The 25,756-nt window shown below is 67.9% G+C and carries 29 protein-coding genes, 1 tRNA gene and 2 pseudogenes; 13 read left to right on the top strand and 19 right to left on the bottom strand.

The features are described from left to right. Positions 1 to 5: 5 nt before the first annotated feature. The 12 genes from P2T60_RS01550 to P2T60_RS01495 form a co-directional block, all read right to left on the bottom strand. On the bottom strand, positions 6 to 641 hold the full coding sequence (locus tag P2T60_RS01550; protein WP_276280798.1) for a hypothetical protein: 636 nt from the start codon (positions 639 to 641) through the stop codon (positions 6 to 8). Next, a complete protein-coding gene (locus tag P2T60_RS01545; protein ID WP_276280797.1) occupies positions 575 to 964 on the bottom strand; it encodes a hypothetical protein in 390 nt (129 codons plus the stop codon). Before P2T60_RS01545 ends, P2T60_RS01550 begins: the two co-directional genes overlap by 67 nt. A gap of 140 nt (positions 965 to 1,104) precedes the next feature. Beyond that, the gene (locus P2T60_RS01540) at positions 1,105 to 1,698 is read right to left on the bottom strand and encodes a cob(I)yrinic acid a,c-diamide adenosyltransferase (protein ID WP_276280796.1); all 594 of its coding nucleotides are present in this window, start codon (positions 1,696 to 1,698) and stop codon (positions 1,105 to 1,107) included. Beyond that, positions 1,695 to 2,456: an adenosylcobinamide amidohydrolase gene (locus P2T60_RS01535; protein WP_276280795.1), complete on the bottom strand. Its 762-nt coding sequence runs from the start codon at positions 2,454 to 2,456 to the stop codon at positions 1,695 to 1,697. Before P2T60_RS01535 ends, P2T60_RS01540 begins: the two co-directional genes overlap by 4 nt. Then, positions 2,449 to 3,459 (bottom strand): aminotransferase class I/II-fold pyridoxal phosphate-dependent enzyme, encoded by a 1,011-nt coding sequence (locus tag P2T60_RS01530; RefSeq protein ID WP_276280794.1) that lies wholly within the window; start codon positions 3,457 to 3,459, stop codon positions 2,449 to 2,451. Before P2T60_RS01530 ends, P2T60_RS01535 begins: the two co-directional genes overlap by 8 nt. Further along, positions 3,446 to 4,450, bottom strand: a complete 1,005-nt coding sequence (locus P2T60_RS01525; protein WP_276280793.1) for a nicotinate-nucleotide--dimethylbenzimidazole phosphoribosyltransferase — start codon at positions 4,448 to 4,450, stop codon at positions 3,446 to 3,448. Before P2T60_RS01525 ends, P2T60_RS01530 begins: the two co-directional genes overlap by 14 nt. Further along, complete coding sequence (locus P2T60_RS01520; RefSeq protein WP_276282237.1) at positions 4,447 to 5,019, bottom strand: NTP transferase domain-containing protein; 573 nt, start codon at positions 5,017 to 5,019, stop codon at positions 4,447 to 4,449. Before P2T60_RS01520 ends, P2T60_RS01525 begins: the two co-directional genes overlap by 4 nt. Further along, entirely contained in the window at positions 5,019 to 5,804 is a 786-nt protein-coding gene (cobS, locus tag P2T60_RS01515) for an adenosylcobinamide-GDP ribazoletransferase (protein ID WP_276280792.1), read from the bottom strand. Before cobS ends, P2T60_RS01520 begins: the two co-directional genes overlap by 1 nt. Beyond that, positions 5,795 to 6,808, bottom strand: a complete 1,014-nt coding sequence (gene cbiB, locus P2T60_RS01510; RefSeq protein WP_276280791.1) for an adenosylcobinamide-phosphate synthase CbiB — start codon at positions 6,806 to 6,808, stop codon at positions 5,795 to 5,797. Before cbiB ends, cobS begins: the two co-directional genes overlap by 10 nt. Beyond that, positions 6,805 to 7,443 carry an HAD family hydrolase gene (locus tag P2T60_RS01505; protein ID WP_276280790.1) on the bottom strand — a complete coding sequence of 213 codons (639 nt, stop codon included), beginning with the start codon at positions 7,441 to 7,443 and terminating at the stop codon, positions 6,805 to 6,807. Before P2T60_RS01505 ends, cbiB begins: the two co-directional genes overlap by 4 nt. Positions 7,444 to 7,615: 172 nt before the next feature. After that, positions 7,616 to 8,818: a M24 family metallopeptidase gene (locus P2T60_RS01500; RefSeq protein WP_276280789.1), complete on the bottom strand. Its 1,203-nt coding sequence runs from the start codon at positions 8,816 to 8,818 to the stop codon at positions 7,616 to 7,618. A 68-nt stretch (positions 8,819 to 8,886) separates the two neighbouring features. Continuing rightward, positions 8,887 to 9,225, bottom strand: coding sequence for a hypothetical protein (locus P2T60_RS01495; RefSeq protein WP_276280788.1), 339 nt, complete (start codon positions 9,223 to 9,225; stop codon positions 8,887 to 8,889). Positions 9,226 to 9,316: 91 nt separating this feature from the next. Here P2T60_RS01495 and P2T60_RS01490 point away from each other — a divergent pair, with 91 nt between their 5' ends. From P2T60_RS01490 to P2T60_RS01480, 3 genes are all read left to right on the top strand, one after another. Further along, positions 9,317 to 9,850 (top strand): redoxin domain-containing protein, encoded by a 534-nt coding sequence (locus P2T60_RS01490; protein ID WP_276280787.1) that lies wholly within the window; start codon positions 9,317 to 9,319, stop codon positions 9,848 to 9,850. A gap of 76 nt (positions 9,851 to 9,926) precedes the next feature. Beyond that, positions 9,927 to 11,756 (top strand): SLC13 family permease, encoded by a 1,830-nt coding sequence (locus P2T60_RS01485; protein WP_276280786.1) that lies wholly within the window; start codon positions 9,927 to 9,929, stop codon positions 11,754 to 11,756. 1 nt (position 11,757) lies between these two features. Beyond that, positions 11,758 to 11,985 carry a hypothetical protein gene (locus tag P2T60_RS01480; protein ID WP_276280785.1) on the top strand — a complete coding sequence of 76 codons (228 nt, stop codon included), beginning with the start codon at positions 11,758 to 11,760 and terminating at the stop codon, positions 11,983 to 11,985. A 26-nt stretch (positions 11,986 to 12,011) separates the two neighbouring features. Here P2T60_RS01480 and P2T60_RS01475 read toward each other — a convergent pair whose 3' ends face one another. The 3 genes from P2T60_RS01475 to P2T60_RS01465 all read right to left on the bottom strand — a co-directional run bounded on the left by P2T60_RS01475 (position 12,012) and on the right by P2T60_RS01465 (position 13,074). Beyond that, positions 12,012 to 12,236 (bottom strand): YgaP family membrane protein, encoded by a 225-nt coding sequence (locus P2T60_RS01475; protein ID WP_276280784.1) that lies wholly within the window; start codon positions 12,234 to 12,236, stop codon positions 12,012 to 12,014. Between the two features lie 87 nt (positions 12,237 to 12,323). After that, on the bottom strand, positions 12,324 to 12,776 hold the full coding sequence (locus P2T60_RS01470; protein ID WP_276280783.1) for a hypothetical protein: 453 nt from the start codon (positions 12,774 to 12,776) through the stop codon (positions 12,324 to 12,326). A gap of 224 nt (positions 12,777 to 13,000) precedes the next feature. Further along, positions 13,001 to 13,074: transfer RNA gene (locus tag P2T60_RS01465), tRNA-Tyr, on the bottom strand. 453 nt (positions 13,075 to 13,527) lie between these two features. On the opposite strand from P2T60_RS01465, the pseudogene P2T60_RS01460 reads away from it, so the two are divergent. The 3 genes and pseudogenes from P2T60_RS01460 (at position 13,528) to ftsZ (ending at position 15,793) form a co-directional block, all read left to right on the top strand. Then, a pseudogene (locus P2T60_RS01460) lies at positions 13,528 to 14,168 on the top strand (double zinc ribbon domain-containing protein). Between the two features lie 185 nt (positions 14,169 to 14,353). Beyond that, the gene (locus tag P2T60_RS01455; RefSeq protein WP_276280782.1) at positions 14,354 to 14,533 is read left to right on the top strand and encodes a ribbon-helix-helix domain-containing protein; all 180 of its coding nucleotides are present in this window, start codon (positions 14,354 to 14,356) and stop codon (positions 14,531 to 14,533) included. 3 nt (positions 14,534 to 14,536) lie between these two features. Further along, a complete protein-coding gene (gene ftsZ, locus P2T60_RS01450) occupies positions 14,537 to 15,793 on the top strand; it encodes a cell division protein FtsZ (RefSeq protein WP_276280781.1) in 1,257 nt (418 codons plus the stop codon). An 84-nt stretch (positions 15,794 to 15,877) separates the two neighbouring features. Here the strand turns inward: ftsZ and ncsA are convergent, their stop codons facing one another. Beyond that, complete coding sequence (gene ncsA, locus P2T60_RS01445; protein ID WP_276280780.1) at positions 15,878 to 16,894, bottom strand: tRNA 2-thiolation protein NcsA; 1,017 nt, start codon at positions 16,892 to 16,894, stop codon at positions 15,878 to 15,880. Between the two features lie 345 nt (positions 16,895 to 17,239). Between ncsA and P2T60_RS01440 the strand changes: the two genes are divergently transcribed. Continuing rightward, positions 17,240 to 17,446, top strand: coding sequence for a DUF8027 family protein (locus P2T60_RS01440; RefSeq protein WP_276280779.1), 207 nt, complete (start codon positions 17,240 to 17,242; stop codon positions 17,444 to 17,446). A 57-nt stretch (positions 17,447 to 17,503) separates the two neighbouring features. On the opposite strand, the gene P2T60_RS01435 is transcribed toward P2T60_RS01440, so the two are convergent. Then, positions 17,504 to 18,268 (bottom strand): helix-turn-helix transcriptional regulator, encoded by a 765-nt coding sequence (locus P2T60_RS01435; RefSeq protein WP_276280778.1) that lies wholly within the window; start codon positions 18,266 to 18,268, stop codon positions 17,504 to 17,506. Between the two features lie 187 nt (positions 18,269 to 18,455). On the opposite strand from P2T60_RS01435, the gene P2T60_RS01430 reads away from it, so the two are divergent. After that, the gene (locus P2T60_RS01430) at positions 18,456 to 19,469 is read left to right on the top strand and encodes a twin-arginine translocation signal domain-containing protein (protein WP_276280777.1); all 1,014 of its coding nucleotides are present in this window, start codon (positions 18,456 to 18,458) and stop codon (positions 19,467 to 19,469) included. Between the two features lie 11 nt (positions 19,470 to 19,480). On the opposite strand, the gene P2T60_RS01425 is transcribed toward P2T60_RS01430, so the two are convergent. Together P2T60_RS01425 and P2T60_RS01420 are read right to left on the bottom strand one after the other, a co-directional pair. Beyond that, complete coding sequence (locus tag P2T60_RS01425) at positions 19,481 to 19,675, bottom strand: hypothetical protein (RefSeq protein WP_276280776.1); 195 nt, start codon at positions 19,673 to 19,675, stop codon at positions 19,481 to 19,483. Positions 19,676 to 19,849: 174 nt separating this feature from the next. After that, positions 19,850 to 20,548, bottom strand: a pseudogene (locus P2T60_RS01420) (bacteriorhodopsin). A gap of 341 nt (positions 20,549 to 20,889) precedes the next feature. Between P2T60_RS01420 and P2T60_RS01415 the strand changes: the two are divergent. From P2T60_RS01415 to P2T60_RS01395, 5 genes are all read left to right on the top strand, one after another. Then, positions 20,890 to 21,483 carry a hypothetical protein gene (locus P2T60_RS01415; RefSeq protein ID WP_276280775.1) on the top strand — a complete coding sequence of 198 codons (594 nt, stop codon included), beginning with the start codon at positions 20,890 to 20,892 and terminating at the stop codon, positions 21,481 to 21,483. 95 nt (positions 21,484 to 21,578) lie between these two features. Continuing rightward, entirely contained in the window at positions 21,579 to 22,658 is a 1,080-nt protein-coding gene (locus P2T60_RS01410; protein ID WP_276280774.1) for a zinc-dependent alcohol dehydrogenase, read from the top strand. A 496-nt stretch (positions 22,659 to 23,154) separates the two neighbouring features. Beyond that, positions 23,155 to 23,532 (top strand): 6-pyruvoyl trahydropterin synthase family protein, encoded by a 378-nt coding sequence (locus P2T60_RS01405; RefSeq protein ID WP_276280773.1) that lies wholly within the window; start codon positions 23,155 to 23,157, stop codon positions 23,530 to 23,532. A gap of 88 nt (positions 23,533 to 23,620) precedes the next feature. Beyond that, complete coding sequence (locus tag P2T60_RS01400; RefSeq protein ID WP_420028717.1) at positions 23,621 to 24,703, top strand: glycosyltransferase family 4 protein; 1,083 nt, start codon at positions 23,621 to 23,623, stop codon at positions 24,701 to 24,703. Continuing rightward, complete coding sequence (locus P2T60_RS01395; protein ID WP_276280771.1) at positions 24,700 to 25,725, top strand: class I SAM-dependent methyltransferase; 1,026 nt, start codon at positions 24,700 to 24,702, stop codon at positions 25,723 to 25,725. Before P2T60_RS01400 ends, P2T60_RS01395 begins: the two co-directional genes overlap by 4 nt. The last annotated feature ends 31 nt before the right edge of the window (positions 25,726 to 25,756 follow it).

Below are 25,756 nucleotides of genomic sequence, written 5' to 3'. Positions count from 1 at the left end.
TTTCGTCACCGCGCGCTCTCACGTCTCCTCGGGGCGACCCGCGTAGCGTATCGTGAGAAACCGACGGCCGAACACCCACATCTCGTGAGTGGCGACGATGCCCTCGGGGAGTTCGGCGCGCGCGCCGAACTCCCCGCGTCCCGTTCGTCGGCGGGCCGAACCCGAAACCGCTGGTCCAGTGGGAGCGCAACCGACCCCAGCGGAGTCGCCAGATACAGTCCCTCGTCGCCCGCGGCGTCGAGCGTCGTGAGTTCGAGACCGTCGCCGCGGTTCTCCGGCCTGAGGACCGTACTCAGGTTCGACCACGGCAGAGGGACCGCGACGTTGACGTACCGGGTCGCTCGGTCGCGCTCGGAGTCGCCGGAATCCCGCTCGTGGTGGGCGTAGACCGCCACGAAGACGGCCGTCCGGTCCGCCGGTTCGAGGCGCGAGGCGGCGTCACCGCCCCGCGCCTCGCGGTCCGCGCGCGTCCGGACCCACGCCCGAGCGCCCGGCCGTGGGTCGGCGTCCGGGTCCACGCGCGCGAATCGACTGTCGAGGTCCCGGACGCCAGACTCGCCCGGTCCGGGGAGGTTCAACTGCTCGATTCGACTGGTGACGCCGCTGGCGAGGGCCGCGCCGAGGCGGAACGGGGGTGCCACCGGACGCGGTAGGCGAGTCCGTAGTCGGCAGTGCGTTCGTAGAAGTCCCGGACTGCGGGCGCGAGCGCCGTAGGGTCGAAGGTGGGACTGGCGTAGTCGGCCACGTCGTCCATCTCCCCCGCGACTTCGCCGTCGGCGACGATGCCGCGGCGCTCCGGGTAGTCCGCACCGACGCGCCATCCGGCGGTGAGCGGACTCAGCGGTACGTCTCGGGCGCGAGCGACCGCGCGCCGGAGACGGCGTGCGACGAGCGTCACTGCGAGAGCGGCGAGAGCGAGAAGCGCGACGCGCCAGCGTCGCGCCGGGCGGTTCGAGCGGACCATACCCGGCGCTTGGCGCGTCGGACAGTCAACGGTGCCGTTCGACGGCGAGCGGCGGCGACCGAGCGCGAGAAAATTATACAATCGCTAAAGATAGAGAAACATTTCTTAGAGCAAGTTTTACATTTCCGAGAGGCAGATTTTCAGTACTCGGTGCCCTTCCGCGCGCCCTGCCCGTCCTCGATGGGGTGGCGTTCCTTCTCGACGTGGGTCACGAGGTCCGCGAGGTCCGCGACGTACTCGGGACGCCGGTGGCCGCCGGTCAGGACGAGTTCGAGACCGTCGGGTTTCGACGCGACGAACTCCCGGACCGCCTCGGGTTCGACGAGACCCCGGTTGGCGGCGTACAGCACTTCGTCCAAAATCAGCATGTGGTAGCCCTCGTCGGCGGCGTCGCGGGCGCGGGCCAGCGCCGCCTTCGCGCGGGCGGCGTGTTGGTCGTCGTCGCTCCCGTCCGCGAAGCCGTGCCACCCGTACTCGCCGGTGGTCTCGTAGGTGAACGTCGGAAGGGCGTCGATGGCGGCGTACTCCCCGCGAGCGTCCTCGACGCTGTTCGCGCCGCCCTTCATGAACTGGAGCAGGTGGACGCGGTAGCCGTGACCCGCGGCCCGAAAGCCCATGCCGAGCGCCGCGGTGGTCTTGCCCTTCCCGTCGCCCCACCACGCCTGCACGAGACCGAACTCGTCGGGGGTCGATGGGTCGATGCCGCCGGAGCTGGATTCTGTATCGTTAGTCATGGTTTAAACACTACTGCGCGCCGGTCGGTCACGACGCCGTGGTCGGCGTCGGCGACCGACGCGGGAATCGTATCGTCGGTCCGGTCCCCGTACCGGGAGTCGAGGGCCGCTCGCACCGCCTCGCGGACGCAAGCCCGGGCGCAGGCCCCGACTTCGGTCGCGGACCCCGTGAAGGCGACTTCCTCGCCCGCCGGGTCGCACGCCGCGACCACGGCGTCGGACGTGGTGCCCGGAAACCCGGTCTCGGCGAGCAGAGTCGCGGTCTTGGTCTCGACTGCGACCGCCAGCAGGTTCGCCAGCGCGCCGTCGGCCAGCGCCCGGTGGGTGCCGACGAGGACGTTGACGGTGCCGATTTCGGGCGCGGAATCGGCGTCGGACGCCGATTCCGCGCGCTCGCCGCCAGCGCCCGAGTCCGCCGACGCGTCGGCGGACTCGCTCGCGGCGACCATCGGGAGCGCGGCCGGGTTCGAGACGCCAGCGGTCCCAATCGCCGAGACCGGTCCGCACCGCGCGCCGCGAGCGTGGCGGAGTTCGACGCCCGTGAGCAGACACGGGCCGGATTCGCCGAATCCGGCCCGCTGGCGGCGCTCGGCGAGGTAGGCGTCGAGGTCGGTCCGGTCGAACCCCTCGGGCACCGAGACGTTGTAGGCGGCGTCGCCCCGGCGCTCACCCCCTCCCCACCCGGTCGAGAGCCACCGCGCTCCCTCGCGGCGCACCCTGAGGACGCCCTCGCGGACGGTGGTCTCGAACTCAACCACCTGCCAGCACCTCCAGCAGACGGTCGTTCTCGTCGGGAGTCCGGACCGCGACCCTGACGTGCGAATCCAACCCCCGGAAAGTGGTGGCGTCCCGGAGCGCGACCCCCTGCTCGCGGGCCGACGCGACGATTTCTGCGGGGTCGCGCTCGCCAACGTCCAGCAGGAGGAAGGGCGCATCCGAGGGATGGACGCCGAACTCCCCGCGGAGGGCGTCGGCCATCCGGTTTCGTTCCCGGCGGACGCGCTGGCGGGTCTCGGCGACGAACGCCGACTGGCACAGGCAGTGGGCACCGACGCGGGCCGCGGGCGTTCCGAGACTCCACGCGCGCCGGGCGGTAGCGAGGTCCGCGCCGAGTTCGCCGGTCGCCGCCGCGAACCCGGCCCGGAGACCCGGCAGGCCGAAGAGTTTGGTCAGCGAGCGAGCGACCACGACCCCCGAGCGCCCGGCCAGCGACGGTCGGTCGGTGAACCCGAGGAAGGCCTCGTCGGCGACCAGAAGCGTCCCGGCGTCCCGACACCGGGCCGCGAACTCCCGGAGGGCGTCGGCGTCGTAGGCGTCCCCGGTCGGGTTGTTGGGGTTGCAGACGACCGCCGCGGCGTGGCCCGCGGGGTCGGCGTCGAGGAGTTCGTCGTGGGGCACGAACGCGGGGTCGCCGCCCTGCAAGCGCACCTCGCGGGCGTACTCGCCGAAACTCGGGTACGGGACCAGCACGGAGTCGCCGGGCGAGACGCCGACGGCGAACGCGAGGCGGAGCGCCGCCAGACCCCCGGCAGTCGGAACGACCGCCTCCGGGTCGCAGTCCGCGAAGTCGGCCGCGGCCCGCCGGAACGCGGGGTAGTCGTCGTCGGGATACGACCGAGAGGGGTCGAACGACTCGGCGTAGACCTCGCGGGTTCCCGGCGGCGTCCGGGGGTTGGTGTTCGCGCTGAACTCCAACAGGTCGGGGTCGTCGCGCCCGCCGTGGGGCACCCGCTCGGCCCCGCGGACGCTATCCGGGTCCATCCTCTCCCTCCACCAGTTCGTCGTACACCGACCGAACCTCCTCGCGGACCCGAGCCATCGGGACGCCCTCGCGGTCGGCCAGCGCCAACGCGCCGCCCATGCCGACGCCCTCCTTGGCTTCTCCGGCGGCGTACCGGGCCGTCGCGGGGTGGTCGGTCCCGTCGAATCCGGGGTCGGTGACGGTCACGTCGAGGTCGAAGTCCGCGCCCGCGCTCCGGAGGTCCACGGCCGGGTCGTCGGCGACGAACCGAGTCGTGGCGAGCGAGAGCGCCGAGTCGAGTCCCGCGTGGCGCGCCAGCGCCGCGACAGCCACGAGTTGGGTCCCGCCAGCGAGCGTGACGCGGGTGCCCGACCGGGCGGCCCCGGCGACGAACCCCGCGGCGCTCGCCAGCACGGGGTCGCCGACCTTCCGGAGCGCGAGTCGGGGGTCGCCCGCCGCGTCGCCGGGGTCGAGTCCGCTGGCGTCGAGGGCGTCGGCGACCACCTCGCGCTTTCGCTCGATTGGGTTGTCGGGGAGCGACGACGAGACGCCGCGCTCTTCGCCGAGTGCGGTCAGGACGCCGAGTGCGGTCGTGGTCCCGCCGGGAATCGTCTCGGCGACGACCACCTCGTCGTCGGGGAGTCGGCGGCCGAACTGCCGGGCGGCGGCGAAGGCACCGGGCGCGGTCGGCACGGGGTCCTCCTCGCGCACGTCCTCGCCGGGGCGCGCGCCGACCGTGACGGTCGGCGCGGCGGTGGGTTCGGCGAGTCCGGCGTCCACCACGGTCGTCTCGAAGTCGGCGAGTTCGCGGACCGCGCGAGTCACGACCGCCGGAGTCGGACACCCCGTGGGACTGACCGGGACGACGGGCGCGCGGACCGGTGCGCCGTATTCGAGAATCTCGGCGTCGGCGCTCGGGGTGTGGACCATCGCCTCCGGGTCGGCACCCGCGGCGCTCAGGCCGTCGATTTCGGCGGTCCGGGTCGTCCCGGCGAAGACGACGAGTCTCACAGCAACGCCTCCGCGAGGTCGGCGTCCGGGAGTCGATTCACGTTCACTGCCAGTCGTGCGTCGTAGGTCTCGTACATGGTTTCCGTATCCGTCTGGGCGACGATATTGACGCCCGCGGGGGCCACTTCCCGACCGTCGCGCTCGAAGGCGGTGTCGATGCTCGCGCCGAGTTCACGCTTGAGCGCGGCCGGGACGCAGACCGTCTTCGAGGGTGGTTCGGGGACCCCGCGGCGAGCCTCGTCGTAGGCGTCGAGGACCGCGTTCACGGCGTCCGCGTCGAGGAGGGGCAGGTCCGCGGCGACCGTGAGAACCGGCGGTTCGACCGCTCGCAGGGCGGCCCGCAGGTCCTCGACGTAGCCCTCGCCGGGCGTCTCGACGGGGGCGAGGTCGGCGCGCTCGGCGGCGAATTCGCGGGTCTCGGGCGCGTGGGGCGAGACGACAGCGTGAGCGGTCTCGGCTCGACTTCCGGCGAGGGCGTCGGCGACGCGCGCGAGCATCGGTCGGCCGCCGACCTCGAAGAGGGGTTTCTCGGTCTCGCTGTCGAGGCGGGTGCCCCGGCCGCCGCACATCACGATAGCGTCCACGCGACCACCCCCGCGTGGAGACCAGCGAGTCGGGCGAGTTCGTTGGCCGCGCCGAACACGTCGCCGTTGACGCCGCCGAGAGCCGACCGGGACCACGACAGGAGCGCGAGCGCGACGGCGACCCCTCCGGCGAGGGCGGCGAGGGCGGGGACGCCGAGCAGAGCGACGGGGACCGCGACGAGGCCCGGCGCGACCAGCGAAGTCGGCGAGTTGTCGGTGAACGCGGACCCCAGTCCCTCGAACGCGGGCGTCCCGAGGCAAGCGAGCGCGGCCATCCCGACCTTCGCGCCGACTTCGGCGGCGAGGGCGACCCCGACCGCAGTCGGGACGCCGACCGCCGCCGACGAGGGCGCGACCGGCGGGAGTCGGGCCAGCGAGAGCGCGCCGAGCGCGAGACCGGCGAGCGCGAGACCGAGCGCCAGCACCGCGCCGACGCCGACCTCGGTGTCTTTCAGCACGGCCCGGCGTCTCTCGGGGTCGCCGTGGACCACCGCGGCGTCACCGAGGTCGGCCACCCCGTCGGCGTGGTTGACGCCGGTGACGGCGTAGACCGCGAGCAGGTAGCCGAACGCGACCGTCGGGACCGGAACCGGCGCGGCCGGTACGACGGCCGGTGCCGCGAGCGGAAGCGCGGCCAGCGCACCCACGACCCACCCGGCCAGCGGGAACGCCGCCGGGGTCTCGCGGAAGGCGGTCCACGCCTCGTCGGTCCGGCCGGTCGGAATCCGGGTGAGAAAGCCCAGCGCGCCGCGGACCGCGGTCAGGACCACGCCACCACCTCCCGGGCGGGCGTCGGCGCGGTCATCGCGCCGACGCCCGCGAAGGTGGCGAGCGAGACACTCTCGCCGGAGGCGAGAAACTGGGTCAACAGGACGGCGAGAGCGCCCGCGAGGACGAACGCCAGCACGCCCGCGGCCGAGACGACCCGGACGCCCTCGCGCGAGGACTCGACCGAGGGGAGCGCGGCGTCGGAGTTCAGGACGTAGACGCCGGGCTTTTCCAGTCTGGCGTCCACGACCGCCGCCAGCGTCGCCATCGGCCACCCGGAGTTCGGCGAGGGCGGGGCGTCGGCCCACCGCGCGCCGTCGGGGAGCGCGCCGGGCGCGAGCGCCGCGAGCGCGAGCAGGAGCGCGCTCGCGCGAGCGGGAATCCACATTACGAGGTCGTCGAGGCGGGCGCTGGCGGTGCCGTGGGGCGTCTCGCGGTAGCCCAGCATCGAGTCGAGGGTGTTGACCGCTTTGACCCACGCCGCGGCCCCGGCCCCGAGCGACGGCGAGACGGGCGCGAGAAGCGCGAACGCGAGCAGTGGGGCCACCACGCCGTCGGCGAGGTTCTCGGCGGCGCTCTCGACCGCGGCGCTCCGGACCTCGCCCGGCGAGAGGTCGGCGGCGTCCCGACCGGCCAACCACCGCAGTCGCTCGCGGGCGGTCGGCAGGTCGGTCTCGGTCGCGGCGACCACCTCGGCGGCCTTCGCCGAGAGCATCCGGACACTCGTCGTAGCGAAGACGGCGAGTCCCGCGGCGACGGTGCCAGCGACGGGGTGGAGCCGAGTCGCGGCGAAGACGGCGAGTACGACGAGTCCGGCCGCGACCACCGGGAGCGCGGCGGCGACGGCGAGACCCGCGAGTCGAGGCCGGGACCACTCCCGGTCGAAGGCGGCGACCAGCGACCCGAACCACGCCACGGGGTGGAAGCGATTCGGGGGTTCGGCGACTGCGGCGTCGAGCAGGAGGGCGAACGCGATGGGGAGCGCGAGGGCGGACGCCGAGGTCATCGCCGCCCCTCCAACCAGTCGGGGAACGCCGCGAGGGGCACCTCCGACAGGAGGACCGCGGTGCCGCCGTCGTCGGTGAGTCCCGCGTCGGCCGCGCCGCCGTCGGTCCGCGGGTCGTCGCCGACGTGGACGAGTTCCGAGACGGGGACGCCGAGTCGGTCGGCGCAGGTCTCGAACGCCCGCGCGTCGGGCTTGCGCCACCCGCAGGCGACGCTGGTGACGACGGCGTCGAACGCCTCGCGGTCGAGGGCCGACCGAATCAGGGCTTTGCGGGCGAGTTGCGGGACCGCGCAGTTCGAGAGAACTGCGACCGGTCCGCGGTCGCTGGCAGACTCGATGGCTTCGACCGCGCCCTCGCGGGTTTCGACATCGGGGTCGAACGCCGCGACGACGGCCCGGCGCGCGGCGTTGCCGGGCGCATCGACGCCGCGACTGGCGAGGGCGGCGCTGACGTGGGCCATCAGCGGCACCTCCGCGCCCTCGGGCGCGTCGACGTGGACCTCGCGGTAGGCCCGGTCCCAGTCGTCGGGGACCGCCACCCCGCGCTCGCGGAGTTCCGCGGCGACGGCGCTGGCGGGGTCGTCGGGCCTGTCGGCCGTGACGAGCGTTCCGAAGAGGTCGAACGAGACTGCCACTACGTCGGTGTTAGTGCAAGTGGACTTGAATCGGTCGGATGTGAGTCTTCGTTCTTAGGGAGGATTTTTGTGTTTTCTTAAGACATAAAATTCTTTGTTTTAGAAATTTATAGATTGTTCTACGCCGGACCGCGACCGCACCGCCAGCGACCGACTACTCCGCGCGGACCGACTACTCCACGCTGATGACGTTCGACTCCAAGTCCCGCGGGAAGTAGGTCAACCAGTCCACGCCGTCCTCGGTAATCGCAATCGTGTCGGAGTGTCGATAGCCGTACTCGTCGGTGTAGATTCCCGGTTCGATGGTGTAGACGTGGCCGGGTTCCATCTCGGCGTCCGCGTCGTCCCGGCCGGGGCGGTCCTCGCAGTGGTCGGTCCACCCGCGGTCGATGTACGGCGGTTCGTGTATCCCCAGTCCGATGTTGTGGCCGACGTGGTGCTGTGCGAGGTCCGCCACGCCCTGCTCTTCGAAGAAGTCCCACACCTGCTCGTCCACGTAAGACACCTCGACGCCCGGCCCGAGCGCGTCGATGGCGATGGTCTGGGCCTCCAGCATGAGTTCGAAGTAGTGGGCCTGCTCGTCGGTGGGTTCGCCGAGGAACATCGTCCGCTCTAACTCGGAGTGGTAGCCGTCCACCTCGGCGCTCGCGCCCGTCACCAACACGTCGCCCTCCTGCAAGCGCCGGTTGGCGGTGTGGCCGTGGGGCAGGGCGGTCTGCTCGCCGGTGATGAATCCGGCGTGGGCCGGGCCGTCGCCGCGGGTCCGCGGGACGTACTGGTCGCCCAGCGCGTCGAGCATCGCCCGCGACGCCTCCAGCGAGGCGCGCTGGCTCACCGTCGCGGGGTGTTCGCCGACTTCGGTGAAGTCCGCGAGGTAGCGGTGGGCGAGGTTGCCCCACCGCGCTGACTCCCGAATCAACTCGACTTCCGCGTCGGACTTGGCCCACCGCATCCGTTGGACCCAGTTCTGGGTCTCTACGTCCACGAACGCCGAGAGTTTCGGCCCCTCGTAACCCATCACGCCGGGCGCGCCGTCGGCGTCGGCGGCGACCGATTCGACGCCGAGGTCCGAGAGCATCTCCGCCGCGGCTTCGAGCGGTTTCCCGCCGGGGTAGTCGAAGTAGTGGTGAACCGCGTCGATTCGCGGGTTCGGTTCGACTCGCTCGACTTCGAGGCGGGGCACCGTCACCGCCACCCGGTCGTCGGTCACCGCGAGGACGACCGGTCGCTCGGTCTGAACGTGGTCGAAGCCGGTCAGGTACTCGATGCTGGTCGCGCCGAACCAGACTCCGGCGTCCGCTCCGGTCTCGGCGAGTCGGCCGCGAGCGGCGTCGAGTCGGTCCTGAAACTCGGCGTCGGGTACGCGCGTCGGCATGCTCCGACCCACGAAACCCGTGCGGTTAAATATTGACGTGGGGGCAACCCGTCGCGGTCACGCCCGCCTCAGCTTCCCGAGAGGTTCAGCCCCATCCGGAGCAGGATGGCGTACACCGCGATGCCGAACCGGAAGAACAGGCCGAACACGACCGCGAACGACGCGCCTAGTCCGACCGCCGTCGCCGCCGCGACGACGACACCCGACTCGACCCGCGAAATTTCGACTGCCATCGTCGCCAGCGCTAACAGTGTCCCGATACCTCCCGCGACGTAGGCCCCCAGCGAGAGTCCCACCCCGAGTCGCCGGTCCAGAAACTCGGTAGTCGCGCCGAGGTCCCGCGCGAGTCCCCCGTAGAAGCCGACCAACGCCACGACGACCAGCGTGTCGGCGAACAGCGGCGTCATGGGAACCGCGTTGTCGGTCCCCGGTCATAAACTAGTCGGATAGGGCGGATATGGCGAAAATTTAAACCCGTTCCGGTTGAAAGAGGAAACGATGGAAGATTCGGGCGGTCCGACGGTCGGTTCGCAGGCCCCGGCGTTCACCGCGCCGTTAGCGGCACCTGACGGGTCGGTGTCGGAGGTGTCTCTGTCGTCGCTCCTGTCGGACGGCGCGGTCCTGCTGGTGTTCCAACCCACCGACTTCGAGTTGGAGACGTTCGCCGAGCGCCACGCCCTCGGCAAGTACGACTGGTTCTCGGCCGACGACCGACTTCGAGTCGTCGGCGTCAACCGCGCCAGACCGCGGACCAATCAGGAGTTCGTGGACTACCTAGACGTGACCTTCCCGTTCTGTTCGGACCGCGACCTCTCGATAGCCAAGTCCTACGGCCTGACCTACCGGGCGTTCGGACTCGCTCTGCGGGCGCGCCGAGCCTGTTTCTTCGTGGACGAGGACGGCATCGTCCGGTATCGCTGGATGGCCGACCTCGACCGGAGTAGCCGCGCCCGTCACCAGATTCACGACCTCTACGAAGTCGTGATGGACGTTATCGGAAGACCTGAAACCGAGAGTTTCGGGTTCGCATGAAGCGCCGACCGTCGGCGACCAATCCGAACTCGCGCCACCGCAACGCTAACTTCCCCGTTCGCCGATACCCCGGACGATGATTCAGGGGTCGCCAGCGTTGACTGCGGACGTACTCGTCGTCTTCGCCATCGTCGTCGTCGCGGTGGCGCTGTTCGTCACCGAGGCGATTCCGACCGACACGACGGCGCTGGCGGTTCTCGTCTCGTTGGTCGTCCTTCAGGAGTTCACGCACATCTCGGCGGAAGAAGCCATCTCTGGGTTCGCCAGTCCCGCGACCGTGACGATTCTGGCGATGTACATCCTGAGCGCGGGCGTCGAGGAGACCGGCGCGGTCAAGCGACTGGAGGTCGCGGTCGCCCGGTTCACTGGCGGGGACCGCGGGCGACTCCTGACCGCGACGGTGGGCATCACGGGACCGCTCGCGGGCGTCGTCAACAACACGCCGGTCGTCGCGCTGTTCATCCCGATGATAACCGACCTCGCCGACCGGACCCATACCTCGCCCTCGAAACTGCTGATTCCGCTGTCGTACGCCGCGATGCTCGGCGGGACGCTGACGTTGGTCGGGACCGCGACGAATCTGGTGGCGAGTTCGGTCGCGGCAGACCTCGGGGTGGCGGGCGCGCCCTTCTCGATGTTCCAGTTCACGCCGCTGGGCGTCCTCGTGTTGGTCGTCGGGTCGCTCTATCTGCTGACGGTCGGCCAGTGGCTTCTGCCCGCGCGCATCGCGCCCTACGACCTGACCGAGGAGTTCGGTCTCCGGGGGCGACTCGCGCGGGTATACGTCCCGGCGTCGTCGTCGCTGGTGGGACAGACCGTCGCCGAGGCCCGGAACGGCGACGTGAAAATCCTCCAAATCGTCCGCGGCGACCAGACGCTCGTCGCGTCCCGGACCGACCGGGAAATCGAGGCGGGCGACGTGCTGACCGTCCGGGCCGAAGACGAGAACGTCCGAGCGTTCGTGGACGAGACCGGACTCCGCCGACTCCCGCGGGCCGAAGTGACCGAAGAGGAACTCGCACTCGGCGAAGGCAGGGGGACACTCGCGGCGGTCATCGTCTCCGAAGGCTCGGGACTGCTCGGGCAGGCGGTCGGCGAGACGCAGTTGGGCGAACGCTTCGACGCGACGGTGTTGGCGGTCCGGCGCGGGAGCGAACTCGTCGTCGAAGACGTGGCCGACACGGTGCTGGGAGAGGGCGACGGCCTGCTGGTCCACGCGACCCAGAGCGGTCTCGACCACCTCGAAGAGACCGGCGACTGCGTGGTCACCGAACGCGTCGGCGGGAGTCTCGACATCGACCCCGAACCAATCGACCGCCGAGAGGTCACGCTCGCAATCGGCATCGTCGTCGCCGTCATCGGGGCCGCCGCCGCGGACCTGCTCCACATCGCTATCGCGGCGCTCGGTGGCGTCGTGGCGATGGTCGTCGGCAACGTCGTTCGGCCCGCGGACGCCTACGACGCGGTGAACTGGGAGGTCGTCTTCCTGCTGGCTGGCGTCATTCCGCTCGGACTGGCGATGGACCAGACGGGGGCCGCGCGACTGCTCGCGTCGTACGTGACCGAGGCGTCGGCGTTCCTGCCAGTAATCGCTACGCTCGCGCTGTTCTACCTGCTGACCGGACTGCTGGCGAACCTCATCACGCCGGTCGCAAGCGTGGCGCTCGTCCTCCCTATCGCGGTCAGCACCGCGGGCGAGGCGGGTGCGAACGCCTTGGCGTTCACGCTCGCGGTCACGTTCGCGGCTTCGACGGCGTTTATGACGCCGATGGGCTACCAGACGAACCTGATGGTCTACAGTCCCGGCGGGTACCGGTTCACCGACTACGTGCGGGTTGGTGCGCCCCTGCAACTGCTCCTGACGGTGGTCACGACGCTCGGCATCGCGGCGATTTGGGGCGTGTGAGATGGCTGACGACTTCGACGGGGACGCCGACGAATGGGAGCGCGTGACCGAGGACGGCGAGACCCTACTCCGGCGGTCGGTGACGCTGGAGGAGGTGACGGCGGTGTCGGTTCCCCAAGAGGAGACCCACGAGGACCTGCCGGGCAAGACGATTCAGGTCCGGAAGGGCGGCGGCGAGGAGTACGTTGACAACGCCGAGATTATCGAAGTGCAGGACCGGAACCCCTGAAGTTCCGGTCGGTTCGTCTCGTCAGTTCACTCCGGCGAGTCGTCCGAAGTCGTGTCGATTCCCAACAGCGCGTTGCCACCGCAGTGCTGGCTCTGGGCGTTGCGGAGCAGTCCGGCCCCCGCGATGGCCGCCGTCGCCGCCGTCACGCGCTTCTCGTCGAGCAGTGCGCTGATGGCGACGGCGACGAGCCAGATTCCCAGTACGCCGCGGACGATGCGGTCGATACCGCCGACGTTCTGCCGGTAGTCCATACGACACGCTACGAACAGGTTCGGTAAATAGCTCCGGGTCGGTGCGCCGAATCCGGCGAACGGGTTCCGTTTCCAGATGCCGAGGTTTCACCGCGTTATACGCACTCGGGGGCGGGATTTCGCCATCGCCACCACTATCAGAATCACGTAGGTGAGATACGCCACTGCCGTAATGGCGACTGTATCTGCGAACGAGAGGACGGTCGTCGGTGGCCGGAACTCCCCGAGCGTCGTGGTCAGGACGAACGAACTGATGAAACTTCCCAGCAGACCAAACGTGAGAGTGACGCCGGAGACGTAGAGCGAACCGGCCGTCCGGTAGACGACGCACCCGGCTATCGCTAACAGCACCGCGTGGATTCCGACGAACAAGGTATCGACGCCGTAGCTATCGCACAAGACCGCGACCGACAACCGAGACGAACACGCGACCGACGACGCTCGGACGGCGAGCCAAAACGCGCCCGCGACGAGAGAGAACCCGAAGACCGAAACGTCGAACAGTGTCGTCGCCAGCGATTTCGCTCCCGAGACTTGCATGTGAGATGAGACGTTCGGCCGACTAACAAAAAGGAACTGGTGTCGAGACTTCGAGTCTCACGGCGCGGTTCAGTCGCTTCGCTCCTTCGTGTTACGCCGTGAAAAGTAGTCCGCTCTCCCCGATTTGAACTCGCCGAGACGGTCCGGGCATGTGGCGCTCCGCGCCATTCCGGGCGTGCGACTCGTCTGCTCAAATCGTGTCGGTCGGAATTTCGCAGAAAAAGTCCGCCCTCCCCGATTTGAACGGGGGGCAAGTCGATCTACAGTCGACTGCTCTACCAGTCTGAGCTAAGGGCGGGCACGCAGTTTCACGTAGGTGCCCTGCCGGACTTAAGGGTTATTATTCATCGGTACCGTGTCCCCTTCCAGCGAGTCACACGAACGGGCACGTCGCCGCCTAAAGCCCGAGTCACGGCCGCGAGCGTCCGCTCGCGGCCGGTCGGCGTCGAGACGACCGGCGCGCTCGGACTCCTCTAGCAGTCCTTTAACAATCTACACATATTTTTACAATGTGTTTACAATTGTCTGAGAACTGTGTAGCTATTTTTCGAGGAAGGCCGGGGTAGCGTACGCTCGCCGACCGGCGAGTTCGCCGGTCGGCGAGCGCGACGGCCCGAATTCCACAGTCCGAGCGCGAACGCAATCGTCCGAGAACCGCGACGAGACGCCTCGTCGCTCCGCGTCTCCCGTCGTCAGACATCTGGAGAAGATTGAAATAGGGCGGCCGTGATAGTGTAAGTCGAACTGCCACATGAGTAAGATAACCTTCCGCGCGGACGAGGAACTGGTCGAGCGCATCGAGGCCCGCGACGCCTCGAAGAGCGAAATCATGCGCGAGGCCCTCCGGACGTACCTCGACGCTTCCGAGCGCGGTGCAGGCGCGCGGCGCTCTCGCCGCGCGCCTGCGAGCGGCGAGCGCGGGGGACCCCAAGCGCGGGACGCGACGAGCGTCGGAGCGACGACACCCTCGACGCGATGCTCGCCGAACGCGTGGACGAGTTGGTCGCCGAGCGACTCGCCGCGCGGGAGCCACGGACCCGTGGCACCGAGCGCGCACAGGACGTAAACGTCAACGTCACGCTCGAAAGCGACGCAGTTCGGTCCGACCGAGCGGCGGACCGACGCGCACCCGTGTCCGACACGCCGTCTGACGACGCCGCGTCCGACCGGCCGTCCGACGCCGGAGCGAGCGACCCACCGCCCGAGACCGAGAACGCCTGCGGACAGTGCGGCGAGTCGCTGTCGGACGACCACGTTTACTGCCCCAACTGCGGCGAGAAGGCGTCTCGGCGGGTCTTCTGTGAGTGCGGCGACGAGGTACGGTCGGACTGGGGATTCTGCCCGAGTTGCGGCCGCCGAACCCCCGCGGCCGACGTTCTCGACCGGTCGTAAGACATCGTTTTACTCCCGGCGTTAATTATTTAAGTTTTGGCTATGTTCATACGTTCGCGTAAGACGGTTGTCTTACACCGTGACCGGAAGCTGGTAAAACGACCGCATTCGGCGGTTACACGGTGTAAGACAGAACGTGCGGGAAGTCGCGTGCCGTCTTACTACAACAGGGGAAATTACAAACTATGGAGCGTGTGACACTCCGCATTCCGAAACAGCAGATAGAAGAGGTCGAACAGATGGTCGAGACGGGCGAGTTCCCGAACCGGAGCGAAGCGATTCGGGCCGCTGTTCGAGACATGTTGAACGAACAAGACGACACGACAGAGCAGACGACGAACAAGCGTTCGTGGGCGAAGGTGTAGAACATGCAGGACATCGTTCAAGACGCGTTGGAGAACGCCGAAGAGGAGAGCCGCGAGATGGACGCCTCGGTAAACGGCGACGAGTTCGGGGACCCCCGAATCGTCATCGTCGGCTGTGGCGGTGCCGGTAACAACACCGTCAACCGACTCTACAACATCGGCGTCGAAGGAGCGGATACGGTCGCTATCAACACCGACAAACAGCACCTCAAGATGATAGAGGCCGACACGAAGATTCTGGTCGGCAAGTCCCTGACCAACGGACTCGGCGCTGGCGGCGACCCCTCGATGGGCGAGCGCGCCACCGAGATGGCGCAGGGAACCATCAAGGAGGTACTCGGCGACGCGGACCTCGTGTTCGTCACCGCCGGGATGGGCGGCGGTACCGGCACCGGCGCGGCACCCGTCGTCTCCAAAATCGCCAAAGAGCAGGGTGCAATCGTCGTCGGGATGGTCTCGACGCCGTTCAACGTCGAGCGCGCCCGCACGGTGAAGGCAGAAGAGGGTCTCGAAAAACTCCGCAACGAGGCCGACTCCATCATCGTGCTGGACAACAACCGACTGCTCGATTACGTCCCGAACCTGCCCATCGGCAAGGCGTTCTCGGTGATGGACCAAATCATCGCCGAGACGGTCAAGGGCATCTCCGAGACCATCACTCAGCCCTCGCTCATCAACCTCGACTACGCCGACATGACATCTATCATGAATCAGGGCGGAGTCGCGGTGATGCTGGTCGGCGAGACCCAAGACAAGAACAAGACCGAGGAGGTCGTCCGAGACGCGATGAACCACCCGCTACTCGACGTGGATTACAGGGGCGCGTCGGGCGGACTGGTCCACATCACGGGCGGCCCGGACCTCACGCTCAAGGAGGCCGAGTCAATCGCCAGCAACATCACCGAGCGACTCGAAGCCAGCGCGAACGTCATCTGGGGCGCGCGCATTCAGGACAACTACAAGGGCAAGGTCCGCGTCATGGCTATCATGACCGGGGTCCAGAGCGCGCAGGTCCTCGGCCCGAGTACGCAAAAGCAGGCCGACCGCTCGCGCCAGAAGATGCGCGACGTGGACGCCCAGTCGTTCGACGCCAGCCAGAACGTCGATGACCTCGGTGGTCTCGGCCGAACGGGCAACACCGGCGGCAACTCCCGCGACTCCCGAGAGACCACGGGCGGGTCGAACGACTCGTGGGGTGCCCAGAGCGACGGCGGCCGCAACGAAGTAGAGCAGAACAACGGACTCGACGTAATTCGCTGACGGGCACCGCGTTTCGGTCAGTGCCGTCGAATCGCGTGTTTTCGCTCTTTTCTCGAACGTGTAAATCGGAGTCGAAGAGAAGGGTCAGACCGCGTGAATCGAGTCGAGGAGCGAACACTTCCGACAGATGTTTCGGGTCGTGGACGCGCCACACCGGTCGCACTCGCCGAGGTCGGTGTCGCCCTCCTCGCGCGCGCCGAACTCCTCGGCGGCGAGGGCGGCGAGTTCCTCGTAGCCCGCCATAATCGAGTGGCGAGTGCCGGGGTGGTTCTCTTCGAGTCCGTGGAGCAGTTCCTGAATCTCGCCGCGGTAGGCTTCGCTGGCGTGGGGACATTCCGTGATGTGGGCCGGAAGGTCTTCGAGGTGGGCGTAGAGCGCGACTTCCTTCTCGGGCACGTCCCGGAGCGGTTTCGCACGCGGCACGAAGTCGTCCTGTTCGCCGCGCGCTCGCGGTCCCCCGCTCGCGTCCGAGTCGCCCGGCGACTCGCGCTCCTCGAAGCTACCGAGACTGGCGTCGAAGTGCTTGGCGATTTGGGCCACGTCGCCCTCCAGAAAGTTCATCAGCGCGGTCTCTGCCTCGTCGTCGAGGTTGTGGCCTGTCAGGAGTTTGTCCGCGTCGTACTTCTCGGCGTACTTCGAGAGCAAGTCTCTGCGGAACACCCCGCAGTACGCGCAGGCGGCCATCCCCTCGGGGTCTTTCTCCACCACGTCGTCCATCCGCACGTCGAACTCCTCCTCGTAGGTGACGAGTTCGTGGCGGATGTCCAACTCGTCGGTCAACTCCACGCAGGCCTCGACGCTCTCGTCGCGGTAGCCCTCGATGCCCTCGTGAATCGTGAGCGCGACGAGTTCGATGCGCGGGTCCTTCTCGAAGGTCCGGTGGAGGATGTCGGTGAGGACGATGCTGTCTTTGCCACCGGACAGGCCGACCACCCACGTCTGGGGATTCTCCGGGGTGGCGTCGCTGGGCACGAGGTCGTCTTCCCGGATGCGACGCCGGACGCGCTTGTCCACGGAAGCGACGAAGTGGTCCTCGCAGAGGTGCAACCCCGAATAGGCGGCGTGCATCACCGCCTCCCGGCCGCATTTGTCGCAGTCCATCGCGTATCGCTTTCGGTTCCGGGCGTTTGTCGGTTTCGCCTCGAGTTCGTAAACTATATTTCGATATATCAAATCGGCGAGCCTGTCGAGAAGTCGGAGCTCTCGCTTCGACGTTCGGGAGCGCCGTTAGGCGTCGAGAACCAACTACAGAATTCTCAAAGGCAGAGTTTTATTTTTCTACTGTCCCTCTCGCGTGCCGACCGCTCCACGAGAGCGGGACGACTGAACGAGTACCCGAGGAAAGGGCCGCGCGCTCGCATTCGCGAGCGCGCGGCGGCTTGAGCCGGAACGTGGGAAACGAGAACGCCCCCGAGGGCTAAGTCCACTGAGCGCGTACCGCGGAACATGCCCGTGGGTGGGTACGACCCCGAAGACGTAGACGACCGACTCGAATCGCTGATGGACGCGACGGGCCGGGACCCCTCGAACTGGTTGACCGACGAGGAACTCGCGGCGTGGGAAGACGGTGAGAGTCTCGTGGACCTGTTGGACGAAGAGGACATCCACGAGTTGCTCCAGAAAGACGGTGAGACCAGCGAGGAGGACCCGTGAGTTAGACCGGGGAGAGAGTCCGGAGCGGCCTACCGGTTCCGTTCCCGACCTCAGCGGTCAAAGTTCGGGCCCCGTCCAGTAGTCTGCGAAGACGCCGCGCGCCCACTCGACGGCGGCGTCGGCGGAGTTCCGGACGATTCCGCGAAATCCTCCGTCGTCGCCGTGAGCGATGAGTATCATCACGGGGTCGGAGCTATCGGTGACGACGAGTCCGAACGGGAGTTCCGCGTCGTTCTGTTCGAGGGAGACGTGACTCGCGTCCGCGAGCGTGTCGCTCGCGTCGGGGTCCTCACGTTCGAGATAGGTCATCGCTTCCGATTGGAGGAGCAGGAGCGTGCGAACCGTCTCGTCGTCGGTGAGTTCGGTCCAAATATCGACGTATTGGGGGTACAGGACGGGGGACAACCACGCTACCCGCGAGGAGGTGTGGAGAACGTCGGTGAAACACGTCAGCATCGTCGTCGGCGAATAGGGATTCGGGTACTCGATGTCGGCGTCGATGAACACTTCGTTCGGAACTCCCGAGTCTGGAAGCGTTTCGAGGATGTCCTTCGCATCGGACACGTCGGTCGCCCGTCGGTGATACTGCTCGTACTCCCGAAATAGCCGTTTTCCGAACGAGGTGGGGACGTACCCCCGACCGCGCTCCGCGAGGATTCCCTGTTCGGTCAGTTGCTCCAGCGCGCGATAGACGGTTGAGCGCGATTCACTACAACGTTTTTGAATCTCACTTTTTCTCGTCGTGCCGTCGATAACGTGTTCGAGGATGTGTGAACGTTTGACGATTAGTTCGAGGGAGGGTCGTTCGTGGACGGTTCCCATAGATTTGAATTATTAGGGAAGTGCTTTTATTTTTCTATTCAACTAATAATTAGCGCATGTTCTACTTGCGACAATTGAACGATGGTTCGTCAGTGGCCACTCGGTCACGCTTTTACTTTTCTTAGATAATTAATAATATTTAGTGGCGCGACTTACGTATATTTGGTTGCAACAACCAGAGAAAAAGATGAAACGACGAAACTTCTTGAAGACGGCCGGAATCGCTACCGCGGCGGCGTTCAGCCCGAACCTTGCGACTGCGAAGAAAGGACCCGGGACGCGGCGTCTGCGCGGAGACGCCAACAACCCAGTCAGCGTCGAAGACATCCACAGGCTACGGATGAGTCTCGTTCACGAGTTCGAGCGCCGAGGCGGGTCGGTCGAGCGACCCCTCCCGATGAGCGACCCCGGTGTCGAGGACGGTTTCGACATCGTGGACTACGTTGTCACGCTCGGTCCGAACGGCAAGCCCCGACAGCACATCGAGTCGGTGGCGACCGGACAGAGCGTCGAGAACGCTCGCGCACGAGCCGCGAACGCCCAAAAGCGCTTCGAGCAGTCCGGGAAACTCTCGACGCAGGGTGACCTCTCGACGCAGGCAATCAGTGGCTGGGAGTACGAGACGAGCGACGAGTACTACAGCGAGAACGCACCGTACGGCGTCATCTACTCGAACTACGACTGGCGAAAGCTCAAGGAGAGCAACGACGACTACGACGAGGACATGCATGGATTCCACCAGTACTCCGGAATGGTGCCCGGCACCAGCAAAGACGGGTCGGAGTACGACGGCAGCGATTGGATGAACCAAGTCGGGTGGGCGTACCACGACTGGAACCACGGCAACGCGAGCGGCCGACAACTCCACTCGCGCGGTCCGGTCGTTCAGGAGTCGCCCTACAACGTCTCGATTGGGCTTCCGAGCTTCGAGTTCAGCTACGACTTCCCGTCGGACACCGACATCGTGGAGCAAGGCGAACCGTCCGAAGGGCAGGGCGAGTGGAAGTACGACATCTGGGGCTACACCAACCGCCACAACCCCAACGAAATCGAACCGGGTAGCACGTGCCGCGTGGACGAGAAGTCCTCGGGCACGCAACTCGACATCGTTCGTCTCAAGACGAAGGGGCAGTTCCAGAACGACGTTACTCTCAACCGGGTCAACTGGTCGTGCTGGATGGACACGTGGTGGAACTTCTAGAGGGCTGAGATTCAGCTCTCGACTGCGGCGCTCTTCTGACCGACTATTTTGTACACCAGTGCCAGCGCGAGGGCGACCCCGAACCCGGCGAGCAAGACGCCAGCCCATCTGACGCCGTACACGAGGTAGACGGCGGACCCGGCACCGACCCACGCGAGAGCCAGAAGCGCGAGACCCACCAAGAGGAGGAGGTATCGGACCGACATTTTATATTACTAATCGGTCTTCCGGTGATAAATCCTTCGTTCGGACGGTTTAGCGGGGCGAGCTGTCGATATTCGTAACCGCTGGCCCGATACGCGCTATTACTTTTGTACGAGAGAATGGTCGTCGGTATCCGGGGGTTCCGACCGGCGCGGAGAGTCGGCGGGACGACCCGCTCAGTCGTCCGCGGTGACGCCAGCGCCAGTCTCGGCCCCACGGTGGCGCGGAGCGAGCGACCCGACGCTACTCAGCAGAGCGTAACCGAACACGACCTTGGCGGTGATGTCGAGGACGGCGTAGCCCACCGTCTCGACGCCGGGCGGAATCACGCTCGCTCCTTCGGTGCCGACGAGCCACAGCAGGTGGTAGGCGAACCACAGCACCGCCAGCAGGTTCCGGAGCGTGCCGAAACTGCTGGCCCGGTCGTCGCCGTAACTGCTGGCGAACCCCGGCAGTTCGGCGAAGATGACGTAGAGGATGACGACGAACGCGCCGGAACTCACGGCCCACCAGACGTATCGGTTGACGGGGTGGCCCGAAATCGCCGCGAAGAAGCCGGTGACTATCATGAACACGTCGAGACCGAGCAAGGTGACGACGGTCTCGCGGTCCGCGCCCGCGAACAGCGCGAGGTCCAGCAACAACAGCGGCGTCGTCACCACTCAGTCGGCGTACCGCCCCCAGAACACGAGTTGCTCCTCGCCCGTAAGCGAGATTCAGGATACTCCGAACCCGAGCGCCATGGCGAGGTACATCGTGGCGGCGACGACCGGGACGAAGACGGTCACGACCGCGTGTTCCCGGCCCTCTCCGTCCATGCCTCGGCCTTCGACGTAGAGGACGACTGCGCCCGCCGCCATCGCAATCACGGTCATCCAGAGCGTCCAGTACGTCAGCGCGTCGAACGTGTCGAGTGATACCATACCGGGGCGAGGCTTAGGATGTACCGGACTTAATACCCGGAGACCGTCGAACTCCCGGACGCAACCAAGAGACAGCGAAACGGCGAGTAACTCCGCGGTGAGACGCGGCCACCATCAGGTAAATTATCTGTTAATTCCGCGCGAGCGAGGTCGAATCGACGCCTCGGCGTCGGCGGCACGCGGGTAGCGCGTGCGCGTCACGCGCATGCGAGACAACTATTGAACCCGCGAGCGCGGCGGTCCGGGGAACGGAATTGAGTGACTTGGGCACGTAGCCTCGGCGAATGCGCCACGTGAGTCAGGTCGAAGTCCTCCGGGAGTGGCTTCGGGTGGAGCGCAGTCACCCCGAAGTGGACTGGTTCCCAATCGAATCGCTGTCCGAACGCGAGGCGCTGGACGAACTGCTGGACCGCAAGCCCGGCGCGGCGGCGTTCGTCTGGCGGGACGCCCCCGTCCGATGGTACGAGACGACGCTCCACCGGGCGGACTTCGAGGGACTCCAGTTGGTCGAGGGACCGCCGAGTCTCCGGTGGCGCGCGCTCTCGCCGGACGGGACGGTGTGTGCCGCCGCCGACCGAATCGCTCGCGGCGACCCCGACGAGTTGGCGGCCGAGACGGACGTGGACGTACGGACGGTTCTGGAGTTCGTCGAGGAGATGCCCGAGGGTCCGCTGGTCGTCTCGACGCGAGAGGGGTGCGTCCCGCGGTACGTCGCCGACGGCAACCACCGCGCGGTGGCGCTGTCGCTCCGGATGCGCTCGGGGGAGTTCTCGCCCCAGTGCGCGTACCTCGGCGTCGGCAGGAACCGCGTTGCCAAACCGCTGTCAGAGCGGGTCTGCGGGGCGGTTCGGGGGGTGTTCGGCGGGGGTTCACTCCCGAACGGTTGAGGCGGCCGATAGCGCCAGCGATTTCGGGCCAAAGAACGATAATCCACCCCGCCGTACCCCTGTCGGACGGCCGAGCGCGGTCGGAATGGGGGAACATGCCAGCACGGTCACTCTACTTCACGGGCGAGCGGTCGGTGGAGGTACGCGAGCGCGAGATACCCGAACCCGGCGAGGGCGAGGTCCGGGTCCGGACCGAGCGGTCGGCGGTCAGCCCCGGAACGGAGCTACTGGTCTACCGCGGGGAGGTGCCCTCCGAGATGGCGACCGACGCGGAACTCGACGCCCTGACGGGCACCTTCGAGTTTCCGCTCCGGTACGGCTACGCGGCAGTGGGCCGGGTGACTGCGACCGGACCGGGCGTCGGCGAGCGGTGGGCCGACCGGCGCGTGTTCGGGTTCAACCCCCACGAGAGCCACTTCTGCGCGCCGGTGTCGGAGGTGCTGGCGGTGCCCGACGACTGCTCGGCGACGGCCGCGACCTTCCTGCCGAACGTCGAGACGGCGGTCAACTTCCTGCACGACGGCGCGCCGCGCCTCGGCGAGCGAGTGGCCGTCTTCGGACAGGGCGTAGTCGGCCTGCTGACCACCGCGTTGCTGGCGGAGTGCCCGCTGGCCGACGTGGTGACGGTGGACCGCCACGCCGCGCGCCGCGACCGGTCGCGCTCGCTCGGCGCGGACGCGGCGCTCGACGCCGACGCGGAGTCGGTCGGCGAGCGCATCCGGGAGCGACTGGGCGGGGAGGGCGTGGGGACCGGCGACGGCGGGCAAGCGAGCGGCGGCGTCGCCGAGTCGGGCGACGCCGCCGCGGGCGCGGACCTGACCTACGAACTCTCGGGCTGTCCGGACGCGCTCGATTCGGCTATCTCCGCGACGGGGTACGACGGCCGGGTCGTCGTCGGGTCGTGGTACGGCACCAAGCCGACGGAACTCGACCTCGGCGGGCGGTTCCACCGGAGTCGAGTCAGCGTCGAGAGCAGTCAGGTCAGCACCATCGACCCGGACCTGCGGGGCCGGTGGTCGAAGGACCGCCGATTGAGCGTGGCGTGGAACCGACTGCGGGAGGTGGGTCCCGAGCGGTTCGTGACCCACGAGTTCGAAATCGGGGACGCGGGCGAGGCGTACCGACTGCTGGACGAGCGTCCGGAAGACGCTCTCGGCGTGGTGTTTCGGTACTGAAAGTGGGAGATTCGTTATCGGTCGAAGACGAACGGAGGCCGTCGGTCGGACGACCGCACCGCGACCGCATCGCCACCGCGAACGCGAGTTCGTGTAGCGAAAACGCGCTTCAGGCTTGAATCAATCAGACCGCGACCGCATCGCCACCGCGGGCCACGACCTCCCCAACCGACTTCTTCGCTCCCGACGACCCCGCGCGCCGGGCGTCGATTAGCAATCTATACCATTCTTAAGAAAATCTATAGCGTTGCTAAGCGAAGTTTTACACGTCTCTCGGAGACGACCGATGTTCGAGCGCGACGACGGGCCGACCAACCGCCAGCGAACGCTCGGACGGCCAGTCCACCGGAACGCGCTCGGCGAACCAGCCGAGAGGGGTGGACGAAGCCCCGCCCGGTCGCGGAGCCGCGACCGGGCGGGGGCTTTCGAGGACTCTGGGAACGTCGTCGTTTCTAGCCCCGACTTTCAAGCCCCTGCCCGTCGTGCCGGTAGTGGAATGTACACCGTCACGGTCCAGCGCGATTTCGTGGCACAGCACTTCCTGACCGTCCCGAACCCCGGACCCGAGGGCGACCTGCACTCACACCGCTACGCCGCGAAGGTCCAACTCGCGGGCGGGGAGTTGAACGAGTACGGCTACCTCACGGACATCGACGCCCTGAACGACCGAATCGACGCGACGGTGGACCGCTACCGGGACGCGACCCTCAACGAGTTGCCGGAGTTCGAGGGCCTGAACCCGAGCGTCGAACACTTCGCACGGCTGTTCGGCGAGCGGTTCTGGGAGGGTTTGGACGCCCCGGAAGTCGAGTCCGTAACGGTCAAACTCCGCGAGGACGACGTGGCGTGGGCGTCTCACGAGCGCGAGGTGTGAGATGCGCGCCGGGAGGGAAATGCGCGCGGGGAGGAAGACGCGCGAGGACCGAGCGACCATCGGCGGCCGGGAGCGCGACGACCGGACGATACACGTCGGACTCGTGGTCTACGGCGAACTATCGACCACCAGCGGCGGGTTCCTCTACGACCGGAGACTCGCCGCCTCGCTCCGGGAGGCGGGCCATCGCGTCTCGGTCGTCTCGCTCCCGGAGCGCGGATACCTTCGCGCGCTGGCCGACGGCTTCGACCCCCGAGTCCGGCACCGACTCCGGGGGTTCGACCTGCTGGTCGAGGACGAACTCTGTCACCCCTCGCTGGTGGGCCACAACCGCGCCGTGGACGCGCCCGTCGTCGCCGTCGTCCACCACCTCCGGGCCAGCGAACGGTGGTCCGCGTGGCGAAAGCGACTCTACCGCGCGGTCGAACGTCGCTACCTCCGGACCACCGACGCCGCCGTCTACGCCAGCGACGCGACCCGACGCGCCGCCGAGGAACTCGCCGGACCCCGGCCCTCGGTGGTCGCTCGGCCCGCGGGCGACCGATTCGACCCGGACATCGACCGCGAGACCATCGCGGCGCGCGCCGACCGCGACCCGTTCCGCGTCGTCTTCGTCGGCAACGTGGTTCCGCGGAAGGGTCTCGGCGTCTTACTCGACGGTCTCGCCCGCGTCTCGGGCGACTGGCACCTCTCGGTTGTCGGGAGCGAGTCCGCCGACCCCGAGTACGCCCGGCGGGTCCGCGAACGCGCCCGAGACCTCGGTCTCGCCGAGTCGGTCCGGTTCGAGGGCCGAGTCCCCGACCGCGCGCTCGCGGACCGACTCGGCGAGAGCCACCTGCTCGCGGTCCCCTCCGCCTACGAGGGCTACGGTATCGTCTATCTGGAGGGGATGGGCTTCGGCCTACCCGCGCTCGCCACCGCCGCTGGCGGCGCGGCCGAACTCGTCACCCACGGCGAGGACGGCTTTCTGGTCCCGCCGGACGACCCCGAAGCGATTGCCGCCGCGGTCGAAACTCTCCGCTCGGACCGCGACCGACTCCGAGAGGCGAGTCTGGCCGCCCGACGCCGGTTCGAGCGCCATCCCGGGTGGGACGAGTCGATGGCGACGGCCCGGCGCTTCCTCGAAGCGGTCGGAGCGACGAGCGACCCCGCCGAGGAGGTCCGGCCGTGAACTTCCAGCGGTACCTCTCGGCCAAGCGGACCGTGGACGAACGGGCGCTCAACCCCCGCGTCGAGGACCGACTCGCCGCGGAACTCGACGGCCGGGATGCCCGCGACGACCCCCTCCGGGTCCTCGAAGTCGGGGCGGGTATCGGCGCGTCCGTCGTCCGACTGCTCGGCCGGTCGTGGCTTCCGAACCGGGTGACGTACACCGCGCTCGACGTGAAACGCGAAAACGTCGCGTGCGCACGCGAGCGCCTGCCCACGCGTGCGAGCGCGCTCGGGTACGCGGTCGGGCGCGCGAGCGACGAGCGTGCGAGAGCGAGCGCGGCCGCGGATGCGAACGACCAGCACGCGAGCGCGGACGGCCGATTCGTCTGCTCGCGGGGTCGCCGCCGGGTCGAAGTCGAGTTCCGGACCGCCGACGCGTTCGACTACCTCGCGGCGACCGACGAGGCGGTGGACCTGCTGGTCGCCCACGCCTTCGTGGACCTCGTGGACCCCGACCGCGCGCTCTCGGTGTTCCGGGACGCGCTCGCGCCCGACGGTCTCGCGTACTGCCCAATCACCTTCGACCGCGGAACGATTTTCCAACCCGTGGCCGACCCCGAGTTCGAGGCACGCCTCACCGAGGCCTTCCACCGTCACCTCGACCGGACGGGCGACAGCAGAGCGGGCCGTCGCCTGCTCTCGGCCGCAGTCGGCGGCCGAGAGCAGAGCGGCGGACGCGACGGAGACGGAGGTAGCGGAAGCGACGGAGACACCGACGCGGGCGACGGCGGGGCGTCCGGCAGCGGCGGACTCCTCGCGGCGGGCGGGTCCGACTGGGTGGTCCACCCGCGCGACGGCGACTACCCCGCCGATGAGGGCTACTTCCTCCAGTGCATCGTGGAGATGGTCGAGAGCGCGGTCCGCGCGGAGTCGGCAATCGACGACGACCGACTCTCGGCGTGGGTCGCCCGGCGGCGCGACCAAATCGACCGCGGGGAACTGGTGTACGTCGCCCACCAACTCGACGTGTTGGCGCGGTAAGCGGGCGCATCGGGCGAGTACCGTTCGTACC

The organism is Halorussus caseinilyticus (assembly GCF_029338395.1).
GTDB lineage: Archaea > Halobacteriota > Halobacteria > Halobacteriales > Haladaptataceae > Halorussus > Halorussus caseinilyticus.
This window is presented reverse-complemented; position numbering and strand designations above follow the sequence as displayed.